A 17805-nucleotide genomic window follows, 5' to 3' on the forward strand; every position below is an offset into this window, starting at 1 on the left:
GATGGGAGAACGCGGCCCATCTTTTGTGCGAACGCGCACACCGTCAAGAGCGAACGTGCAATTCGATCGAAACAATCAGTCAATCCTGTCCTTTATGAGCGGATGGTCAGTCGGGGGAGCAGTTCCAGGTGCTGACGCGGGCCGCCCTGGGTCCCGTACGCCGCCCCGTCGGCCCCGGACAGCCGGTCCAGCAGCAGCTCCGCCGCCCGCGCGCCGACCTCCCGCTTGGCCGGGGCGACGGCCGAGAGCGGTACGTCCGCCAGCCCCGCCACCTCGTCGTCGTACGTGATCACCGCCAGGTCCTCCGGCACCCGCACGCCCCGCGCCTGGAGCCGGGGGATCAACATGATCGCGTCGGTGTCGCTGTGGATCAGCGCCGCCGTGACCCCGCCCGCGGCCCCGCCCCCCGACACCGCCGCGCACAGGTACTCCAGCGTCCGCGCGAAGCGGTCGGCCACCGACAGTTCCGCGACCGGCGTCGCACCCGGTCCGACCGGTGGCCACGGCGGCGCCGGTTCCAGGCCCAGCGCCGTGACGGCCGCCTCGTACCCGGCCCGCAGCCGCGCGCTCGTCGGCGTCTCCTGGCAGGCCAGCGCGATCCGCCGGTGCCCCAGCTCGACCAGGTGCTGCACGGCCCGCGCAGCGCCGTGCGCGTGGTCCGACACCACCCGGTCCAGCGCGGCCGCCGGATGTCCGGGCGGGGCCCAGCGCTCGACCAGGACGGTGGGAACCGGCAGCTCGGCGGTCCACGCCCCCTCGCCGGGCCCCGGCGAGCCGGTGTCCCAGTTCGGGGTCAGCAGGAGCCCGTCCGCACCCGTCGACAGGAGCCGGTCCGCCTGCGTCCGGTCCTCGCCCGGCAGGTACCGGGTCAGCCCCACGGTCAGCCGCGCGCCCCGCGCCTCGACCACCTCGCGCGCCCCGCGCACCACCTCCGCGTAGTAGTACTCGGTGGTCGGCACGACCATGCCCACCACCAGACCCGCGCCGCCGCCCGGCCCGGACGGGCCCGCCGCGCCCCGTACGCCGGACTCCGCCGCCCGCTCCGGACCCGTGCCCCCCGGCGCCGCGCGCTCGACCCGGCTGATCGTCCCGTGCAGCCGCTGGATCTCCCCCCGGGCGGCCATCGCCTCGACGTCCCGCCGCAGCGTGACGGGGGAGACGCCCAGTTCCCGGGCCGCGTCGGTCACCCGCACGCTGCCCCGGGCCCGGACGAGCGCGAGCACCTGCGCCTGGCGCTGGTCTACATGTGGTCTCAACGGGTCCCCCTGGGGCGTGGGTGGTGGTCGGCGTTCTCGTGCTCTCCCGTCAGCATAGTGAACAGGGAGCGCCGAAACGATCGATTCGATCGTTTCCGATCAACTCGACATTGACGGCGTGCGGGCCGCGTTCATATATTCGGCCTCGTCCGGCACCCCTCGCACCGCACGGCACGGGAGTCAGCGCATGCTCACGCACGACCAGGACGGATTCCGGCGCGCAGGCCGGCCCCACCGCGTCATCTCCGGAGCCCTGCACTACTTCCGGGTCCACCCGGACCTGTGGGAGGACCGGCTCACCCGGCTGCGCGCCCTCGGCGTCAACACCGTGGACACCTACGTCCCCTGGAACTTCCACGAGACCGCCCCCGGCAAGGCCGACTTCACGGGCCCCCGCGACCTCGCCCGCTTCCTGCGCACCGCCCAGGACCTCGGCCTCGACGCCATCGTCCGCCCCGGCCCGTACATCTGCGCCGAATGGGACTTCGGCGGCCTGCCCGCCCGCCTGCTCGCCCAGGACGGGCTGCACCTGCGCTGCTCCGACCCGCGCTTCGAGGCCGAGGTGGACGGTTGGTTCGACCTCGTGCTCCCCGAACTGGTGCCGCTGCTCACCAGCCGGGGCGGCCCGGTGGTCGCCGTGCAGATCGAGAACGAGTACGGCTCCTACGGCAACGACACCCGTTACCGCGCCCACGTCGAGCGGGCCCTGCTGGAACGCGGGGTGGACTGCCTGCTGTTCACCGCCGACGGGCCCGAGGACGCGATGCTGCAAGGCGGCACGGTCCCCGGTCGCCTCGCCACGGCCACCTTCGGCGCGCGCCCGACCGAGCGCCTGGAGGTGCTGCGCCGCTACCAGCGGACCGGGCCGCTGGCCGCCATGGAGTTCTGGCTCGGCTGGTTCGACCACTGGGGCGAGGACCACCACGTCCGCGCCGTGGACGAGGTGGCGGCCTCGCTCGACGAACTCCTCGCCACCGGCGCCTCCGTCAACCTCTACATGGCCCACGGCGGCACCAACTTCGGCTTCTGGGCCGGCGCCAACCACACCGGGTCCCGGCCCGGCGAGGCCGGCTACCAGCCGACCGTCACCAGTTACGACTACGACGCCCCCATCGGGGAGGCCGGCGAACTGACCGCCAAGTTCCACGCCTTCCGCGAGGTCATCGGCAAGTACGCCCCGCTGCCCGAGGGCCCGCTACCGGCGCCGCTGCCGCGGCTGGCGCCCGCGCTCGCCGCCCCGACGGGTCGTGCCCCGCTCGCCGCCCACCTCGACGTGCTCTCCACGGTCGTGCGCCGGCCCGCGCCGGAGCCGATGGAGAAGCTCGGCCAGGACTTCGGGATGATCCACTACCGGACCACCATCACCGGGCCCCGCCCCGCCATGCCCGTGCGGATCGACGGCCTCGGCGACCGCGCGTACGTCTTCGCCGACGGCGTGCGGCTCGGCGTCCTCGACCGGAACGCTCCCGACGAGGGGCTCGACCTGCCGGTCGGCGAGGCCGGGGTGGTGCTCGACGTCCTCGTCCGCGCCCAGGGCCGGGTGAACTACGGGCCGCTGCTCGACGACCGCAAGGGCATCTGGCGCGGGGTGCGCCACGGTCACCAGCACCTGTTCGAGTGGGAGATACGGCCCCTGCCGCTCACGGACCTCACCGCCTTGGAGTGGACGGCCCCGGCCCCGGCCCCGGCTTCCGGAGCCACATCGTCCCCCGAGCCTGACCCCGGCCCCGCCTTCCACCGTTTCTCCCTCACCGTCCCGGCGCCCGCCGACGGCTTCCTCGACCTCACCTCCTGGGGCACCGGCCTGATCTGGCTCAACGGCTTCCTCCTCGGCCACTACGACACCCCGCGCGGGCCCCAGCGCACGCTCTACGCCCCCGCCCCGCTCTGGCGCGCCGGCGAGAACGAGGTGGTCGTCCTCGAACTGGAGCGGCCCGGCGCCGACCTGCCCCTGCGCGACGAGCCCGACCTCGGCCGGCGGAAGGTCGTCACCCTGGAGTGAGGGGGCCACGCCGGCCGCGTCGCTCCGCCGCCCTGGTCGAGGGGCTCTTCGACCAGGGCCGCGTCGCCGGATCGGCGCCCCCGCAACGCCGTACGCCGCCCCCCCCCGGGCGGGGGAGACGGCGTACGGCGTACGGCGCGTGGGCGGACGGACGGGCCGGCGCGGTCTCAGGACACGATGTCCTTGCGGGCGAACCCCCGGAAGGCCAGGGCGAAGAGCACCAGCGCGTACGACACCGACACCGCGGCCCCCTTCACCATCCCGCCCCACTCCAGGTGCGGCTGGAGGGCGTCGGCCCACGCGAACTGCCAGTGCGCCGGCAGGAACTCCCGCCACGACCCGAGGGCGGTCACCGCGTCCAGGACGTTGCCGACGATGGTCAGCCCGACCGCCCCGCCGACCGCGCCCAGCGGCGCGTCCGTCCGGGTCGAGAGCCAGAACGCCAGACCGGCCGTGACCAGTTGCGAGACGAAGACGAAGGCGACCACCAGGGCGAGGCGCGGCAGCGTCTCCCCGGCCGGCAGCTCGCCGCCGGTCGGCAGCTTCAGCGGTCCCCACCCGTAGGCCGCGGTGCCCGCCGCCAGCGCCACCACCGGCAGCAGCACCATCGCCGCCAGGCTGAAGCCGAGAGCCACCACCAGCTTGCTCCACAGCAGCCGGGCCCGGGGCACCGGCGAGGCGAGCAGGTAGCGCAGCGAGGACCAGCTGGCCTCCGAGGCGATCGTGTCCCCGCAGAAGAGGGCGACCGGGACCACCAGCAGGAAGCCCGCCGAGACGAAGAGGCAGGTCGCCGCGAAGTTCGCGCCGGACGCGGTGGCCGTGTCGATCAGGGTGATCCGGCCGTCCCGGCCCCCGCCGCCGTCCTGGGAGCCGCCCACCGCGAACGCGATGATCATGATGAAGGGCAGTGCGGCCAGCACCCCGCCCATCACCAGCGTGCGGCGCCTGCGCCACTGCCGCAGGGCCTCGACCCGCAGCGGCAGCGTCCGGCTCGCCTGGTACCCGGGAGCCACTTCCTGTACGGCGCTCACGCCGGACCTCCGATCAGGGTCAAGAACGCGTCCTCCAGCCGCCGGTGCGGCCCCACTCCGCTCACCGGCACCTCCAGCCGGACGAGTTCGGCGATGAGCTGGGTGGCGGTGGCGCCGTCCAACCGGACGAGCAGGCCGTCCTCGGCCGCCACCACGGACTCCACGCCCTCCAGGGCCGCCACCTTCTCGACGGCCGCGTCGGCGACCGGCCCGGCCAGGGTCACCAACAGGGTGTCCCCGCCACCGGTGATCTCGGCCACCGGTCCGGCCTGGACCAGCCGTCCGCGGTCCATGACCACCAGGTGCGTACAGGTCTGCTCGACCTCCGACAGCAGGTGACTGGAGACGATCACGGTCCGACCGGCCGCCGCGTAGCGGATCATCACGTCGCGCATCTCGCGGATCTGCGGCGGATCCAGACCGTTGGTCGGCTCGTCGAGGATCAGCAGGTCCGGCATGCCGAGCATGGCCTGCGCGATGGCGAGGCGCTGCCGCATGCCCTGCGAGTACGTGCGCACCGCGCGCTCCAGCGCGTCGCCGAGCCCGGCGATCTCCAGGGCCTCGTCCATGTGGGAGTCCGCGGTCGGCCGGCCGGTGGCCTGCCAGTACAGCTCCAGGTTGGCGCGGCCCGACAGGTGCGGCAGGAAGCCCGCGCCCTCGACGAAGGCGCCGACCCGCGAGAGCACCGGGGCCCCTGCGCGCACGGCGTGCCCGAAGACCCGGATCTCGCCCGCGTCCGGGGTGATCAGCCCCATCAGCATGCGCAGCGTGGTGGTCTTGCCGGCGCCGTTGGGACCGAGCAGCCCGAGGACCTGGCCCTTCTCGACCCGCATGGACAGGTCGCGGACCGCGTAGCGGTCCTGCGCCTTCGCGTACCGCTTGGTCAGTCCGGTGATCTGGAGCGGTACGCCGTCCAGCGCGGCCTCGTGCTCCGGCCCGCCGGGCGCGTCACCGCCGGGGACGCCCGCCCCGGAGCCGCTGCCGCGCCGGCGGAAGCCCAGGAGCGCGGCGGCCAGTACGGCCGCGCCGAGCGGCAGCCCCCAGGTCCAGGCGGGCAGCCCGGCCGAGGCGGTGCGCACGTCGTCGGCGACCGGCACGGTGAGGATCCCGTCACCGGTGGAGACGGTGTACGTCGCCGGGGCCGCCGGCGTGGCGTACCCCAGGTCGGTCGCGGCGACCACCAGGCGCAGCCGGTGGCCGGGCTGGACGCCGTAGTCCACGGCGGGGAGCGCCAGCTTCACCTCGGCGCCCTGAGCGGCGTTCTCCACCCGGACGGGTGCGACCAGCTGGCTGGGCAGCACCTGCTGGCGCCCGTCAGGTCCGACGTCGTACACCTTGCCGAAGAGGACGGCCGAGCCGTCCGCGGCGCTCGACCTCACCTTGAGGGTGACGGTCGGCGTGCCGGTGATGCGCAGTTCCCGCTCCACCGGCTTCGACTCGAAGCTCGCGTACTGCCCGGGGAAGTCGAGGGCGAAGCTCGCGCCGAGCCCGGCGAGCTGGCCGCCGATCCCCGGCAGCGAGGAGAGGGCGGGGGGCGCGCCGCCCGCCGGGTTGGCGAAGGTCTGCTCGGTGCCGGTCAGGGCGATCTTCCGCCCGTCGGACACGAGCCCCGGGTAGTGGTCGTCGAAGGCGCCGCGCAGCTTCACCTTGCCGTCGGTGGAGTCGATCCCTCCGGTGCGCGACACCCGGAACAGCGGGCCGGTGTCCACGGTCGCGTCCTGCTTGAGGTAGCGGTCGAACCAGGCGGTGACCCGGCCCCGGACGCGGTCCTCCTCCGACATCCCGCCGTCGTGGCCGCCCGCGGCCCAGTCCACCGCGACGGGCGCCCCGTTCTTCGCGAGCGCTGTGGCCATGGCGTCGGCCTGGCCCAGCGGGAAGAGGGAATCGGCCTGCCCCTGCACGATCAGCGCGGGTGCCCCGATCCGGTCCCCGACCGCGGCCGGGCTGCGGCGTTCCAGCAGCTCGCGGGCCTGCTGGTCGGGTTTGCCCGCCACCGCCACCCGTTCGTACATCGCGCACAACTCCGGCTGGAAGCGCCCGCAGCCGGGGGCGGCGAGGGGATCCACCGGTCCACCGGCACCGCCCGCGCCGCCCGCACCTCCCGCACCGGGGGCGCCGCCGGGCTGCACGCCGTTCGCGGAACCGGTCGTGAAGAACACCCCGGCCCAGAGCTTCTTGAAGACGTCGTTCGGGAAGAGGGAGTCCGCGAGGCTCCAGTAGGTGATCTCCGGGGCGATCGCGTCCACCCGGTGGTCGTAGCCGGCCGCGAGCAGCGAGATCGCGCCGCCGTACGAGGCGCCGGTCACGCCCACGCGCGGGTCCCCGGCCCCGTCGAGTCGGACCTCGGGCCGGGTGGCGAGCCAGTCGATGAGCCGGGAGACGTCCTTGACCTCGTGGTCGGGATCGTTGAGGCCGATCTTGCCGCCGGACCGGCCGAAGCCGCGGGCCGACCAGGTCAGCACGGCGTACCCGTCGCGGGCCAACTGCTCGGCCTGGTCCCGGACGTCGTCCTTGCTGCCGCCGAAGCCGTGGGCGAGCAGCACGGCGGGGCGCTTCTCCCCGCCCCCGGCGGTGAAGTAGGAGGTGTCGATCGCGGCGCCGGGCATGTCGACCATGCGGTCCTGGCGGTGCACGGCCGGCGCGCCGTCGGCCGAGGCCGCGGCGGTCCAGGTACCGGCCCCCGCCACGACGGCGAGCGCGGCGGCGCCCGCGAGCAGGCGGCTTCTGCGGCGCCGGGGGAGTCGGAGCTTCATACGGAGACCCTAATCGCCCGGGCGCCCCGGCCGGGGCGCCCACGGGCGGACCTCCGTACCTCCTTGAGGACTACTCCGCCCCGCCCGGCGTACCGCGGGCGCGGTACGCCCGGCCGCGGGAGGATGGCTCCATGCTGCTGGCCGAGGTCGCGCGGGTATCCCGGGAGGTGGCCGGGACCCCCGCCCGGTCGGAGAAGGTCGCGTTGCTGGCCGAGCTGTTCGCGGCCGCTCCCGCCGACGAGGCCGCCCTGGTGATCTCCTACCTCGCCGGGCGGCTGCCACAGGGGCGCCCCGGCGTCGGCTGGCGGGCGCTGAGCGCGCGGACCGCGCCCGCCGCGGAGGCCACGCTGACCGTGCGCGCGGTGGACGAGGCGGTGGCCGCCCTGGCCCGGGTCGCGGGGGCGGGCGCGCAGGGGGAGCGGCGCCGGATCCTCGCGGAGCTGCTGGGCGCGGCGACCGAGCAGGAGCAGCGGTTCCTGCGCAGCCTGCTCTCCGGGGAGGTGCGCCAGGGCGCGCTGGACGCCGTGGCGCTGGCCGCGGTAGCCGAGGCCGCGGGGGTGGCGCAGACCGCGCTGCGCCGGGCGGTGATGCTGGGCGGGTCCTTGCCGGAGGTGGCCGGGGCCGTGCTGGCCGGGGGCGCGCAGGCGCTGGGCGGCTTCGTGCTCCGCGTGGGCAGGCCCGTACAGCCGATGCTGGCGAACACCGCCGCGTCGGTGGCCGAGGCGCTGGGGGCGCTCGGGCCCTGCGCGGTCGAGGAGAAGCTGGACGGGATCCGGGTGCAGGTGCACCGGGACGGGGACGCGGTGGGCGTGTACACCCGGTCGCTGGACGAGATCACCGATCGGCTGCCCGAGGTGGTGGAGCTGGCCCGATCGCTCCCGGGGGACCGGTTCGTCCTGGACGGAGAGGTGATCGCGCTCGGCGCGGACGGGCGGCCGGTGCCCTTCCAGGAGGTGGCCAGCCGGGTCGGTTCGCGGACGGACGTGGCCGCCGCCCGCCTGGCGCTGCCGCTGACCCCCGTCTTCTTCGATCTGCTCGCCGTCGAGGGGGAGGCGTTGCTGGACCTTCCGGTGCGCGAGCGGCACGCGGCGCTGGCCGCCCTGGTGCCCGAGGGCGCGCGGGTGCGGCGCCTGGTGGTCGAGGACCCGGTGGCGGCGGGCGCGGACGCCGCCGCCTTCTGGTCCGCGGCCCTGGCGCGGGGGCACGAGGGGGTGATGGTGAAGGGGCTCGATTCGGTCTACGCGGCCGGGCGGCGCGGCAAACACTGGCTGAAGGTGAAGCCGGTGCACACGCTCGACCTGGTGGTGCTCGCCGTGGAACGCGGCCACGGCCGGCGCACCGGCCTGCTGTCGAACCTGCACCTGGGCGCGCGGGCCGCCGACGGGACGCACGTGATGCTGGGCAAGACCTTCAAGGGGCTCACGGACGAACTGCTGCGCTGGCAGACCGCGCGGCTGGGCGAGCTGGCCGTCGAGGACGACGGCCACACCGTACGGGTCCGCCCCGAGCTGGTGGTGGAGATCGCCTACGACGGACTCCAGCGGTCCCCGCGCTATCCGGGCGGGGTGGCGCTGCGCTTCGCGCGGGTGGTCCGTTACCGCCCGGACAAGTCCGCGGCGCAGGCGGACACGCTGGAGCACGTGCTGGCGCGGGGGGTGGGGACCACGGGAGCGGGCGCGGCGGACTGACGGGTGACGACGAAGGCGCTTTGCCTCTGAGGCAAGAGAATTGCCACTCGGGTAAGTTTCTGGCTCAATCGGGGCATGAACCCCGGTCCCGGACCTGCCTCCGGCCCCTCCGGCCCCGCTGACGCGGAGCTCGGCGCTCCCGCGGAGCCGTCCACCACCGTCGCCCCCCAGCTGCGCGAACTGCGCCGCCGTGCCGGGCTGACCCTGGAGGCCGCCGCCGCGCGGGCCGGGCTCTCGCCCGCCCACCTGTCCCGCCTGGAGACCGGCCGCCGCCAGCCTTCGCTGCCGCTGCTGCTGGAACTCGCCCGCACCTACGCCACGACGGTCTCGGAACTGCTCGGGGAGACCCCGGCGGTCGCCGACCCCATCGTACGGGCCGGCGGGCCGGGCGCCCGCGAGGCCGACGGCTGGACGTACTGGCAGGCGGGGGGTTCGGGGCGCGGGATGCAGGCGCTGCGGGTGCACGTGCCGTACGCCCGCGAGCAGGGCGAGCTGGTGCGCGTACACCCCGGCGAGGAGTGGCTGTACGTCCTCAAGGGGCGGCTGCGGCTGTACCTGGGGGAGACCCGGCACGTGCTGGAGCCCGGGGACAGCGCCCATTTCGATTCGCTCACCCCGCACCGGATCGGCGCGGCCACCGAGGGCGGGGCCGATCTGCTGTTCGTCCACACCCTGCTGCAGAGCAGCCTCGCCGGGCTGTGCCTCGGCGGCGCGGCCACCACGCACCACTGAGAGCAGAGGAGTCGCACCGTGTCCCGAGGAGAGAACGTGTCAGCAGAGCTCGCGTCCCAGGTGTCGCAGGCGTCGGAGGCCGAAGCCGAGGCCGGGGCAGAGGTCGAGATCGCGCCGGAGGCGACCGTGCGCAAGCGCATCGAGTCGAAGTTCCCGCGCGGCCTGATCATCCGGCTGACCGTCTACCTGTTCGTCGGCCACCTCTTCGCCTTCTTCGTCTACCTGCTGTTCGTCCTGGGCGCCAAGAACCAGTGACCGCGGCCGCCCGCGTCCCGGCGCACCCAGCCCAGCACCAGCAGGGACGCGACCGCGGCGAAGGCGCACCACGTGGAGGCGAACTCCAGGCGCCACACCAGCGCGCAGAACGCCGCCCCGGCGGCCATCACCACCCCGAGCACCCGGAGCAGCCGGTCGCCGGCCAGCAGCAAGGGCCCGAGGGTGGCGACGAGGTAGCCCGCGAGCACGAGCGGGAGGTACGGCACGCTCACCCCGTAGCCGACGACGTGGCCGCGGATCTCTGCGGTTACCGGGCGCGTGGCCAGGCAGTACGCCAGGAATCCCGAGGTGGCCGTCCCCGCGGCGGCCGGCACCAGCAGCCGCCGCCGCACCGCCGGGTCCGCCGCCGGGCCCGCGGCGAGGAGCACGCCCCACGGCACCCACGCGGCCAGCAGCGGCAGGGCGATCACGGCCCAGGCGGTGGCGGCCGGGCCGCGGCCGCCACCGGAGTTCCAGAGGGCGGCCTCCACCAACTGATGGCCGCCCAGCAGAAGCGGCAGCGCGGCGAGGGGAAGGTCGCGGGCCCGGCGCGTGCGTGCCACGCAGACCAGCCCGACGGCGGTGATCGCCGTACCGGCGGCCAGGTCGGCCGTCGCGCTCCAGCACATGGGGCTCCCCACGCAGGAAGGGCAAGGAACTCCACGGTACGAGCCGTTCCGTGAGTCCGCCACAGCACAGATCTCCGCAAGAATCCGACAAGGGATAGAAGATTCTTGGCAGGAGTATTGCTGTGGTGGCGAGCCGCGCCCTACTGTCCGGCCATGTCACGAAGCAGAACGGCCGCCGTGCTGGCGGCGCTCACCGCTTGCGCGCTCGGCATCGGTGCACCGGCGGCGCCCGCGGCGCCGGGCGCCCCCGCCGCGGCCCCGGTGGTCACCCGGGCCGCCCTCGATCCCGCCCTCGTCCAGGGCCGCGGCGCCCGCGTGGACTTCGTCGAGCAGGAGGCGGAGAACGCGGTGACCGACGGCTCGGTCATCGGCCCCGACCGCTCCGCCTACGCCCTGCCCGCCGAGGCCTCCGGCCGCAAGGCGGTGAAACTGGCGCCGGGCCGGTACGTGGAGTTCACCCTGCCCGCCGCGGCCGACGCGATCACCGTGCGCTACAGCCTTCCCGACGCTCCGGCGGGCGGCGGCATCACGGCCCCGCTCGACGTCACCGTCAACGGCAAGAACCGCCGTTCCATGACGCTGACCTCGCAGTACTCCTGGTTGTACAACCAGTACCCCTTCAGTGACGACCCGCAGGGGGACCTGCTCCACCGCGACTGGTGGATCACCGAGTGCGGGTGCGTCCCGGCCGCGACCACCCCCGCGCCCGTCATCGCCAAGCCGTTCCGGCCGCACCACATGTACGACGAGCAGCGGCTGCTGCTCGGTCGCGCCCACCGCGCGGGGGACACGGTCCGGCTCACTGTCCCCGCGGACAGCGCGGCGGCCTGGACCGTGATCGACCTGCTCGACTCGCAGCTGGTCGGCGCGCCCCGGCCGACGGCGACCCCCGCCAACGCGCTGCTGTTCGGGGCCGATCCGACCGGCCGCCGCGATTCCGCCGACGCCATCGACCGGGCGGTCGTCTTCGCCCGCCGCCACCACGTCCCCGTCCACCTGCCGCCCGGTACCTACCAGGTCAACCGGCACCTCGTCGTCGACGACGTGACCATCACGGGCGCCGGCAGCTGGTGGACCGTGGTCAAGGGCAAGGGCGTCGGGTTCTACGGCAAGGACGCCGCGGCCGGCGGCAGCAGGGGCGTCCACCTCCGCGACTTCGCCATCGAGGGCGACGTGCGCGAACGGGTCGACACCGACCAGGTGAACGGCGTCGGCGGGGCCATGAGCGACTCCACCGTCGACGGCCTGTACGTCCACCACACCAAGGTCGGCCTCTGGTTCGACGGCCCGATGAGCGGCCTGAAGGTCACCCGCAACGTCATCGCCGACCAGATCGCCGACGGCCTCAACCTCCACACCGGGGTCACGGACTCCCTGGTCCAGGACAACGTCGTCCGCAACACCGGTGACGACGGCCTCGCGCTGTGGTCGGAGAAGACCGCCGACGCCCGCGACACCTTCTCCCACAACACGGTGCAGAGCCCGACCCTGGCCAACGGGATCGCGGTCTACGGCGGCGCCGACACCACGATCGCCGACAACCTGATCGCCGACCCCGTCCGCGAGGGCAGCGCCCTGCACGTCGGATCCCGCTTCGGCGCGCAACCCTTCACCGGGGAGCTGCGGATCAGCGGCAACACCACCGTGCGCGCCGGCACCTACGAGCTCAACTGGAACATCGGCCTCGGCGCGATCTGGTTCTACGCGCTGGACCGGAGCATCGACCGGGCGGACGTCCGGGTCACCGGGAACTCCTTCCTCGACAGCACCTACAACGCGATCATGCTGGTCAGCGACTGGCCGGTGAAGGACGCCTACCGGATCGACAACGTGCACTTCGAGGACATCCGGGTGGACGGCACCGGTACCTCGGTGGTCAGTGCCCGCTCGGCCGGTTCCGCGACCTTCGAGAACGTCGACGCCCGCAACGTGGGGGCGGTCGGCGTCAACAACTGCGGTTCCTTCCACTTCCCCGCCACCGGGTCGGAGTTCTCCCTGACCGACCTCGGCGGCAATGACGGCGGCGGTACCACCGGGCCCTGGCTCGCTCCCTGGGAGCTGCCCAACACGCTCACCTGCGACGACCGCCCGCCGGTGGTGGCGCCGCCGGCCCCCTCCCGGTGGTGAGCCCGGCCGGCGGGTGACGCCTCAGGCCGGCGGGTCCGGCCGGTCCGCCGCCGCGGGGGATTCGAGCGGCGGAGCGGTCATCGCGCACTGCGTGTGGCACTGCGGTCGGACCGCCCCGGGCGCGGGGGAGCGTACGGTCGCCCACGCGACCAGGGCGCCGAGCACCAGCACCCCCGCGCACCAGGGCATCGCCCGGTCGAAAGCGGCGCCGAACCGCTCGGCCGAGCGGTAGGCGTCCGGCCCCATCCCGGCCAGCAGCGGCAGGGCCGCCACGGCCAGCAGGCCGGCCGCCCGGGCCGCGGCGTTGTTGATCCCGCTGGCCAGGCCCGCCCGGCCCGGGTCCACGGAGGCCAGCACCGTCGCGGTCAGCGGGGCCACCAGCGTGACCATCCCCGCCCCGAGCACCAGCAGCGCGGGCAGCACGTCCAGCGGGTACGAGGCCCCCGGACCCACCCGCAGCATCAGCAGCATCCCCGTGGCGCACAGCAGCGGCCCCACCGTCAGCGGGATCCGCGGCCCGATCCGCTCGCCCAGCTCCCCGGAGCGGGCCGACAGCAGCAGCATCAGCGCGGTCGTCGGCAGCAGCGCGGCCCCCGCGGCCAGCGCCGAGTACCCGGCGACCACCTGGAGCTGGAGCACGGAGAGGAAGAAGAAGCCGCCGAAGGCCGCGTACACGCACAAGGTCACCAGGTTGACGGCGGTGAACTGGCGCGAGGCGAAGATCCCCGGCGGCACCATCGGGTCCGCCCGCCGCCGCTCCAGCAGGACGAAGGCCACGGCCAGCGCCACGCCGGCCACCGCGGCCACCACCACCAGGGCGGAGCCCGACCGGGCCTCGATCAGGGCGTAGGTCACCAGCGCCAGCGCGGCCGCGCCCAGCACCGCCCCGGCCACGTCGAACCGCCCGTGCGCGTGTGGATCCTTCGATTCCGGTACGTGTCGCAGCGCCACCGGCACGCAGAGCGCGGCGACCGGCACGTTCAGCAGGAACACCCAGCGCCAGCCCGGCCCGTCGACCAGCCACCCGCCGACGAAGGGCCCCACGGCCGCGCCGACCCCGCCGAAGCCGGACCACAGGCCGACGGCCCGCGCCCGGTCGTCCGGATGCAGCGAGCCCTGGATCAGCGCGAGCGATCCGGGGGTGAGCAACGCCCCGCCGATGCCCTGGAGGGCGCGGGCGGCGATCAGCACGCCCGCGTTCGGGGCGATCCCGCACAGCAGTGAGCCGACGGCGAACCACGCCACGCCGAGGACGAAGACGCGCCGGCGGCCGTAGCGGTCGCCGAGCGCTCCGCCGACCAGGATCAGCCCCGCGAGGGTGAGCAGGTAGGCGTTGACGGTCCACTGGAGCACGGCCAGGTCCGCGCCGAGGTCCTGCCCGATCCGGGGCAGGGCGACGTTGACGACGGTGGAGTCCAGCAGGGCCATGGACGAGCCGAGCACCGTGGCGAGCAGGATCCACCGGCCCCGCGCGGAAGCGAGGCGCACACCGGCCACTTCGTCCGTGTCCATGTCTCCCAGGCTCACCCGGCGGGTCCCTCCAGGCCACCCGGCGGCCCGGAGCGGCGCAAAACACTCCCTTGTAATGGACATGTCGGCCGGATCACCATGACCCGCGCACGTCACGCACGTCCTTCGCGCACAACCTGCACACACCTGCACACGTCGTACGAGGAGACCACACGTGGCACAGCCGAACAGGCCCTTACGCGCGGCACTCGCCGCGCTCACCTCGATCCTGCTCCTCCCGCTCGGCGCCGGCGCCGCAGCCGCCGCCTCCGAGCCCGGCCCGCCGAAGGGCGCGGCCGAGCGGAAGATCGAACCCGCGCTCCGCACCCAGCTCGACGGCGGCAAGACCGCCTTCTGGGTCTACCTCGACAGCGCCGCCGACCTGACCGCCGCCGGCGAGCAGCCCACCCGCACGGGCAAGGCCGAGGCGGTGCTCAAGGCCAAGAAGGAACACGCCGCCCGGACCCAGGCGGAGCTGCTCAAGGCCCTCGACGGCGCCCGGGCCGAGTACACCTCGTACTGGATCGTCAACGCCGTGCGCGTCGTCGGCGGCGAGAAACTCGCGGGCACCCTCGCCCAGCGCCCCGAGGTCTCCCGGATCGACGCCGACGACAAGGTCGCCATTCCCAAGCCCGCCGCGGGCAACCGGGAGAAGGCCGCCGCCGACGCCGTCGAATGGAACATCGACCGGATCAAGGCCCCGCAGGTCTGGAGCCAGTTCGGCGTACGCGGCGAGGGCATCGTCATCGCCAACATCGACAGCGGCGTGGACTACACCCACCCCGCCGTGGCCAACCAGTACCGCGGCCGGGCCGCCGACGGCGGCTACGACCACAACTACAACTGGTACGACCCGGCCGGGATCTGCACCACCGCGGCCCCCTGCGACAACAACGACCACGGCACCCACACCATGGGCACGATGGTCGGCGACGACGGCGGCGCCAACAAGATCGGCGTGGCGCCCGGCGCGAAGTGGATCGCCGCCAAGGGCTGCGAGAGCAACTCCTGCTCCGAGGCCTCCCTGCTGGCCGCCGGCCAGTGGGTGGTGGCCCCGACCGACCTGAACGGGCACAACCCGCGGCCCGACCTCGCCCCGGACATCGTCAACAACTCGTGGGGCAGCGCGGCGCACGACGACTGGTACCAGCAGATCGTCGACACCTGGCGCGCGGCGGGCATCTTCCCCGCCTTCTCCAACGGGAACTCCGGCCCCGCCTGCGCCACCAGCGGATCGCCCGGCGACTACGCGCACTCCTACAGCTCCGGCGCCTTCGACATCAACAACGCCATCGCGTCGTTCTCCTCGCGCGGCGCGGGCCCCGGCGGCATCGTCAAGCCCAACCTATCCGCCCCCGGGGTCAACATCCGCTCCTCGGTCCCCGGCGGCACCTACGAAGCCTTCTCCGGCACCTCCATGGCCTCCCCGCACACCGCGGCCACCGTCGCCCTGATGTGGTCCGCCGCGCCCGCCCTCGAAGGCGACGTCGCGCAGACCGAGGCCCTGCTCGACGGCGCCGCCCAGGACACCGGCGACACCACCTGCGGCGGCAACGCCGCCGACAACAACGTCTTCGGCGAGGGCCGGCTCGACGCCCTGGCCGCCGTCCAGGCCGCCCCGCGCGGCGAGGTCGGCGCGCTGGCGGGCACCGTCCGCACCGACGACGGCCGGCCCGTCGCCGGCGTGAAGGTCACCGCGCACGGACCGATCGACCGCACGGCGACCACCGCGGCCGACGGCAGCTACGGCTTCCCCTCGCTCAGCGTCGGCGACTACGCCCTGACCGCCGCGAAGTTCGGCTTCGGCCAGGCCACCGCCACCGCCAAGGTCACCGCGAGCACCACCGTCACCAGCGACTTCACCCTCAGCCAGGCCGCCTCCGGCAAGCTGACCGGCACCGTCACCTCCGCGGCCGGACCCGCCGCGGGCGCCACCGTCACCATCGCGGACACCCCGGTGACCGCGACCGCCGACGGCCAGGGCCGCTTCGAGGTCACCCTGCCGAACGGAACGTACGACGTGAACGCGACCCACTCCTCGCGCTGCCTCACCGGGGGCGCCAGCCGGGTCACCGTCGCCGGTGACACCACGGTGACGGTCAACCTCCCCGAGCGGACCGACACCTACGGCTACGCCTGCGCCGCGGCGAACGGCCGCCCCTACGCGGCCGGCGACCGTCAGCTCGCGCTGACCGGGGACAACACCACCGAGCGGGTCGACCTGCCCTTCCCGCTGCCGCTGTACGGCAAGACGTACGGGCAGGCCTGGGTCGGCACCAACGGAACCGTCAGCTTCGGCGGCAACAACACCAGCGACATCAACGGGGACATCCCGAGCGCCGCCGCGCCGAACGCCGCGCTCTACCCCTTCTGGGACGACCTGGTCGTCGGCGCCGCGGGCACCGGCTCGGGCGTCTTCACCGCGGTCACCGGCACGGCGCCGCACCGGGCCTACGTCATCGAATGGCGGGACGTCGCGCACTGGTCGGCGCAGGCCGACAAGTTCTCGTTCTCCGCGGCCATCGGTGAGGACGGCCAGGTGACCTACGCCTACAAGAACACCGGCGGCGCCGGGATCAAGGGCGGCTCCAGCGCCACCATCGGTGTGGAGAACGCCGCCGGCACGGACGCCTTCAGGTACTCCTACAACACGGCGGGCATCACCGACGGCCTCTCCGTCGCCTTCCGCACCACCAGGAGCGGGGTGGTGGCCGGGCGGGTGCTCGACGCCAACGACGGCAACGGGGTCGCGGGCGCGACCGTGACCGTCGGCGCCGGGGCCGCGGCCGTGACCGCGACCACCGGAGCGGACGGCGGCTACGTCGTCCAGAGCCCGTCCGGCGCGGCCGCCGTCACCCTGACGGCCCCGTCGTACGAGGGCGCCCAGGCGACCGTGGACGTCAAGGCGGCCGACGTCACCGCCCTCAGCCGCTCGCTGCGCACGGCCCGGGTCACCCCGGCCAAGGCGACCGTCGAGGTCGTCGTCCCGCCGGAGCAGAAGCGCACCCGCACCCTCGACCTCACCAACCCGGGGCTGGGCACCGCCTTCACGGTGTCCGAGGACGCGGCCTGGCTGAGCGTCACCCCGGGCGCCGGCGACCTGCCGACCGGGGCGAAGGCGGCCCTCGCCCTCACCGTGGACACCACGGGCCTGGCCCCCGGCACGGTGCTGAGCGCGGACCTGAAGATCACCTCGGGCAGCGGCCGCACCCCGGTGCTGACCGTGCCCGTCAAGGTGATCGTGCCCCGTTACCAGGCGGCGCTGGACGCGGGTTCCGACTACGCGGCCACGGACTCGCTCGGCGACACCTGGTCCCCGGACCGCAAGTACACCGCCGGGTCCTACGGCTACCAGGGCGCCTCGACGGTGAAGTCCACCGGGCACGCCATCCTCTCCACGGACGACCAGCGGCTGTTCCGCACCGCCCGCGAGGGGATGTACGAGTACCGCTTCGACAACGTGCCCAACGGCACCTACACGGTGGAGCTCGGCTTCGCCGAACTGTCCAACACCCGGCCCGACAAGCGCGTCTTCGACGTCCTGGCCGAGGGCGTCCAGGTCCTGCCCTCGCTGGACATCGCCCTGGAGGCGGGCACCTACACGGCCCTGACCCGCAGCTACACGGTCACGGTCACCGACGGAGCCCTCAACATCCGCTTCGTCACGCACAGCGGCTTCGGCAAGCCGCTGCTGAACACCCTGCGGGTCACCGACCGGCCCGACAAGGGCTGAGCCGCACGGCGGGGGGGGGGGGGGGGGGGGGGGGGCCCAGCGCCCCGGGGGGGGGGGTGGTGGGGGGCCGAGAGAGAGGGGGGGGAGGTG

The 17805-nt window shown here is 74.3% G+C and carries 11 protein-coding genes; 6 read left to right on the forward strand and 5 right to left on the reverse strand.

Going from position 1 to position 17805, the window contains the following annotated elements:
- Positions 1 to 92 precede the first annotated feature (92 nt).
- The gene (locus ACZ4UB_RS02925) at positions 93 to 1256 is read right to left on the reverse strand and encodes a substrate-binding domain-containing protein (RefSeq protein ID WP_468067858.1); all 1164 of its coding nucleotides are present in this window, start codon (positions 1254 to 1256) and stop codon (positions 93 to 95) included.
- A gap of 187 nt (positions 1257 to 1443) precedes the next feature.
- Between ACZ4UB_RS02925 and ACZ4UB_RS02930 the strand changes: the two genes are divergently transcribed.
- Complete coding sequence (locus ACZ4UB_RS02930) at positions 1444 to 3258, forward strand: glycoside hydrolase family 35 protein (RefSeq protein WP_468067859.1); 1815 nt, start codon at positions 1444 to 1446, stop codon at positions 3256 to 3258.
- 167 nt (positions 3259 to 3425) lie between these two features.
- Here the strand turns inward: ACZ4UB_RS02930 and ACZ4UB_RS02935 are convergent, their stop codons facing one another.
- Together ACZ4UB_RS02935 and ACZ4UB_RS02940 are read right to left on the reverse strand one after the other, a co-directional pair.
- Complete coding sequence (locus ACZ4UB_RS02935; RefSeq protein WP_468067860.1) at positions 3426 to 4289, reverse strand: ABC transporter permease; 864 nt, start codon at positions 4287 to 4289, stop codon at positions 3426 to 3428.
- A complete protein-coding gene (locus ACZ4UB_RS02940; protein ID WP_468067862.1) occupies positions 4286 to 7042 on the reverse strand; it encodes an alpha/beta fold hydrolase in 2757 nt (918 codons plus the stop codon). Before ACZ4UB_RS02940 ends, ACZ4UB_RS02935 begins: the two co-directional genes overlap by 4 nt.
- A 131-nt stretch (positions 7043 to 7173) precedes the next feature.
- Here ACZ4UB_RS02940 and ACZ4UB_RS02945 point away from each other — a divergent pair, with 131 nt between their 5' ends.
- The 3 genes from ACZ4UB_RS02945 to ACZ4UB_RS02955 all read left to right on the forward strand — a co-directional run bounded on the left by ACZ4UB_RS02945 (position 7174) and on the right by ACZ4UB_RS02955 (position 9717).
- The gene (locus tag ACZ4UB_RS02945) at positions 7174 to 8730 is read left to right on the forward strand and encodes an ATP-dependent DNA ligase (RefSeq protein WP_468067863.1); all 1557 of its coding nucleotides are present in this window, start codon (positions 7174 to 7176) and stop codon (positions 8728 to 8730) included.
- A gap of 75 nt (positions 8731 to 8805) precedes the next feature.
- Complete coding sequence (locus ACZ4UB_RS02950) at positions 8806 to 9462, forward strand: helix-turn-helix domain-containing protein (RefSeq protein ID WP_468067864.1); 657 nt, start codon at positions 8806 to 8808, stop codon at positions 9460 to 9462.
- Positions 9463 to 9588: 126 nt separating this feature from the next.
- On the forward strand, positions 9589 to 9717 hold the full coding sequence (locus ACZ4UB_RS02955) for a DUF6126 family protein (RefSeq protein WP_467956411.1): 129 nt from the start codon (positions 9589 to 9591) through the stop codon (positions 9715 to 9717).
- Here ACZ4UB_RS02955 and ACZ4UB_RS02960 read toward each other — a convergent pair.
- Positions 9681 to 10346 carry a DUF6629 family protein gene (locus ACZ4UB_RS02960; protein ID WP_468068174.1) on the reverse strand — a complete coding sequence of 222 codons (666 nt, stop codon included), beginning with the start codon at positions 10344 to 10346 and terminating at the stop codon, positions 9681 to 9683. The two genes, ACZ4UB_RS02955 and ACZ4UB_RS02960, sit on opposite strands and share 37 nt — an antisense overlap.
- 153 nt (positions 10347 to 10499) lie before the next feature.
- Here ACZ4UB_RS02960 and ACZ4UB_RS02965 point away from each other — a divergent pair, with 153 nt between their 5' ends.
- Positions 10500 to 12473, forward strand: coding sequence for a glycosyl hydrolase family 28-related protein (locus ACZ4UB_RS02965; RefSeq protein WP_468067866.1), 1974 nt, complete (start codon positions 10500 to 10502; stop codon positions 12471 to 12473).
- 21 nt (positions 12474 to 12494) lie between these two features.
- Here the strand turns inward: ACZ4UB_RS02965 and ACZ4UB_RS02970 are convergent, their stop codons facing one another.
- On the reverse strand, positions 12495 to 13985 hold the full coding sequence (locus ACZ4UB_RS02970) for an MFS transporter (protein ID WP_468067867.1): 1491 nt from the start codon (positions 13983 to 13985) through the stop codon (positions 12495 to 12497).
- Positions 13986 to 14157: 172 nt separating this feature from the next.
- Between ACZ4UB_RS02970 and ACZ4UB_RS02975 the strand changes: the two genes are divergently transcribed.
- On the forward strand, positions 14158 to 17715 hold the full coding sequence (locus ACZ4UB_RS02975) for a S8 family serine peptidase (RefSeq protein WP_468067868.1): 3558 nt from the start codon (positions 14158 to 14160) through the stop codon (positions 17713 to 17715).
- Positions 17716 to 17805: the final 90 nt, after the last annotated feature.

This window comes from Streptomyces sp. NPDC028419, from assembly GCF_055565515.1.

Bases quoted from the DNA above. Each gene is read 5' to 3' on its own strand.
- ACZ4UB_RS02950 (WP_468067864.1), top strand. From the start codon at position 8,806: ATGAACCCCGGTCCCGGACCTGCCTCCGGCCCCTCCGGCCCCGCTGAC.
- ACZ4UB_RS02965 (WP_468067866.1), top strand. From the start codon at position 10,500: ATGTCACGAAGCAGAACGGCCGCCGTGCTGGCGGCGCTCACCGCTTGC.
- ACZ4UB_RS02940 (WP_468067862.1), bottom strand. From the start codon at position 7,042: ATGAAGCTCCGACTCCCCCGGCGCCGCAGAAGCCGCCTGCTCGCGGGC.
- ACZ4UB_RS02960 (WP_468068174.1), bottom strand. From the start codon at position 10,346: ATGTGCTGGAGCGCGACGGCCGACCTGGCCGCCGGTACGGCGATCACC.
- ACZ4UB_RS02970 (WP_468067867.1), bottom strand. From the start codon at position 13,985: ATGGACACGGACGAAGTGGCCGGTGTGCGCCTCGCTTCCGCGCGGGGC.
- ACZ4UB_RS02945 (WP_468067863.1), top strand. From the start codon at position 7,174: ATGCTGCTGGCCGAGGTCGCGCGGGTATCCCGGGAGGTGGCCGGGACC.
- ACZ4UB_RS02930 (WP_468067859.1), top strand. From the start codon at position 1,444: ATGCTCACGCACGACCAGGACGGATTCCGGCGCGCAGGCCGGCCCCAC.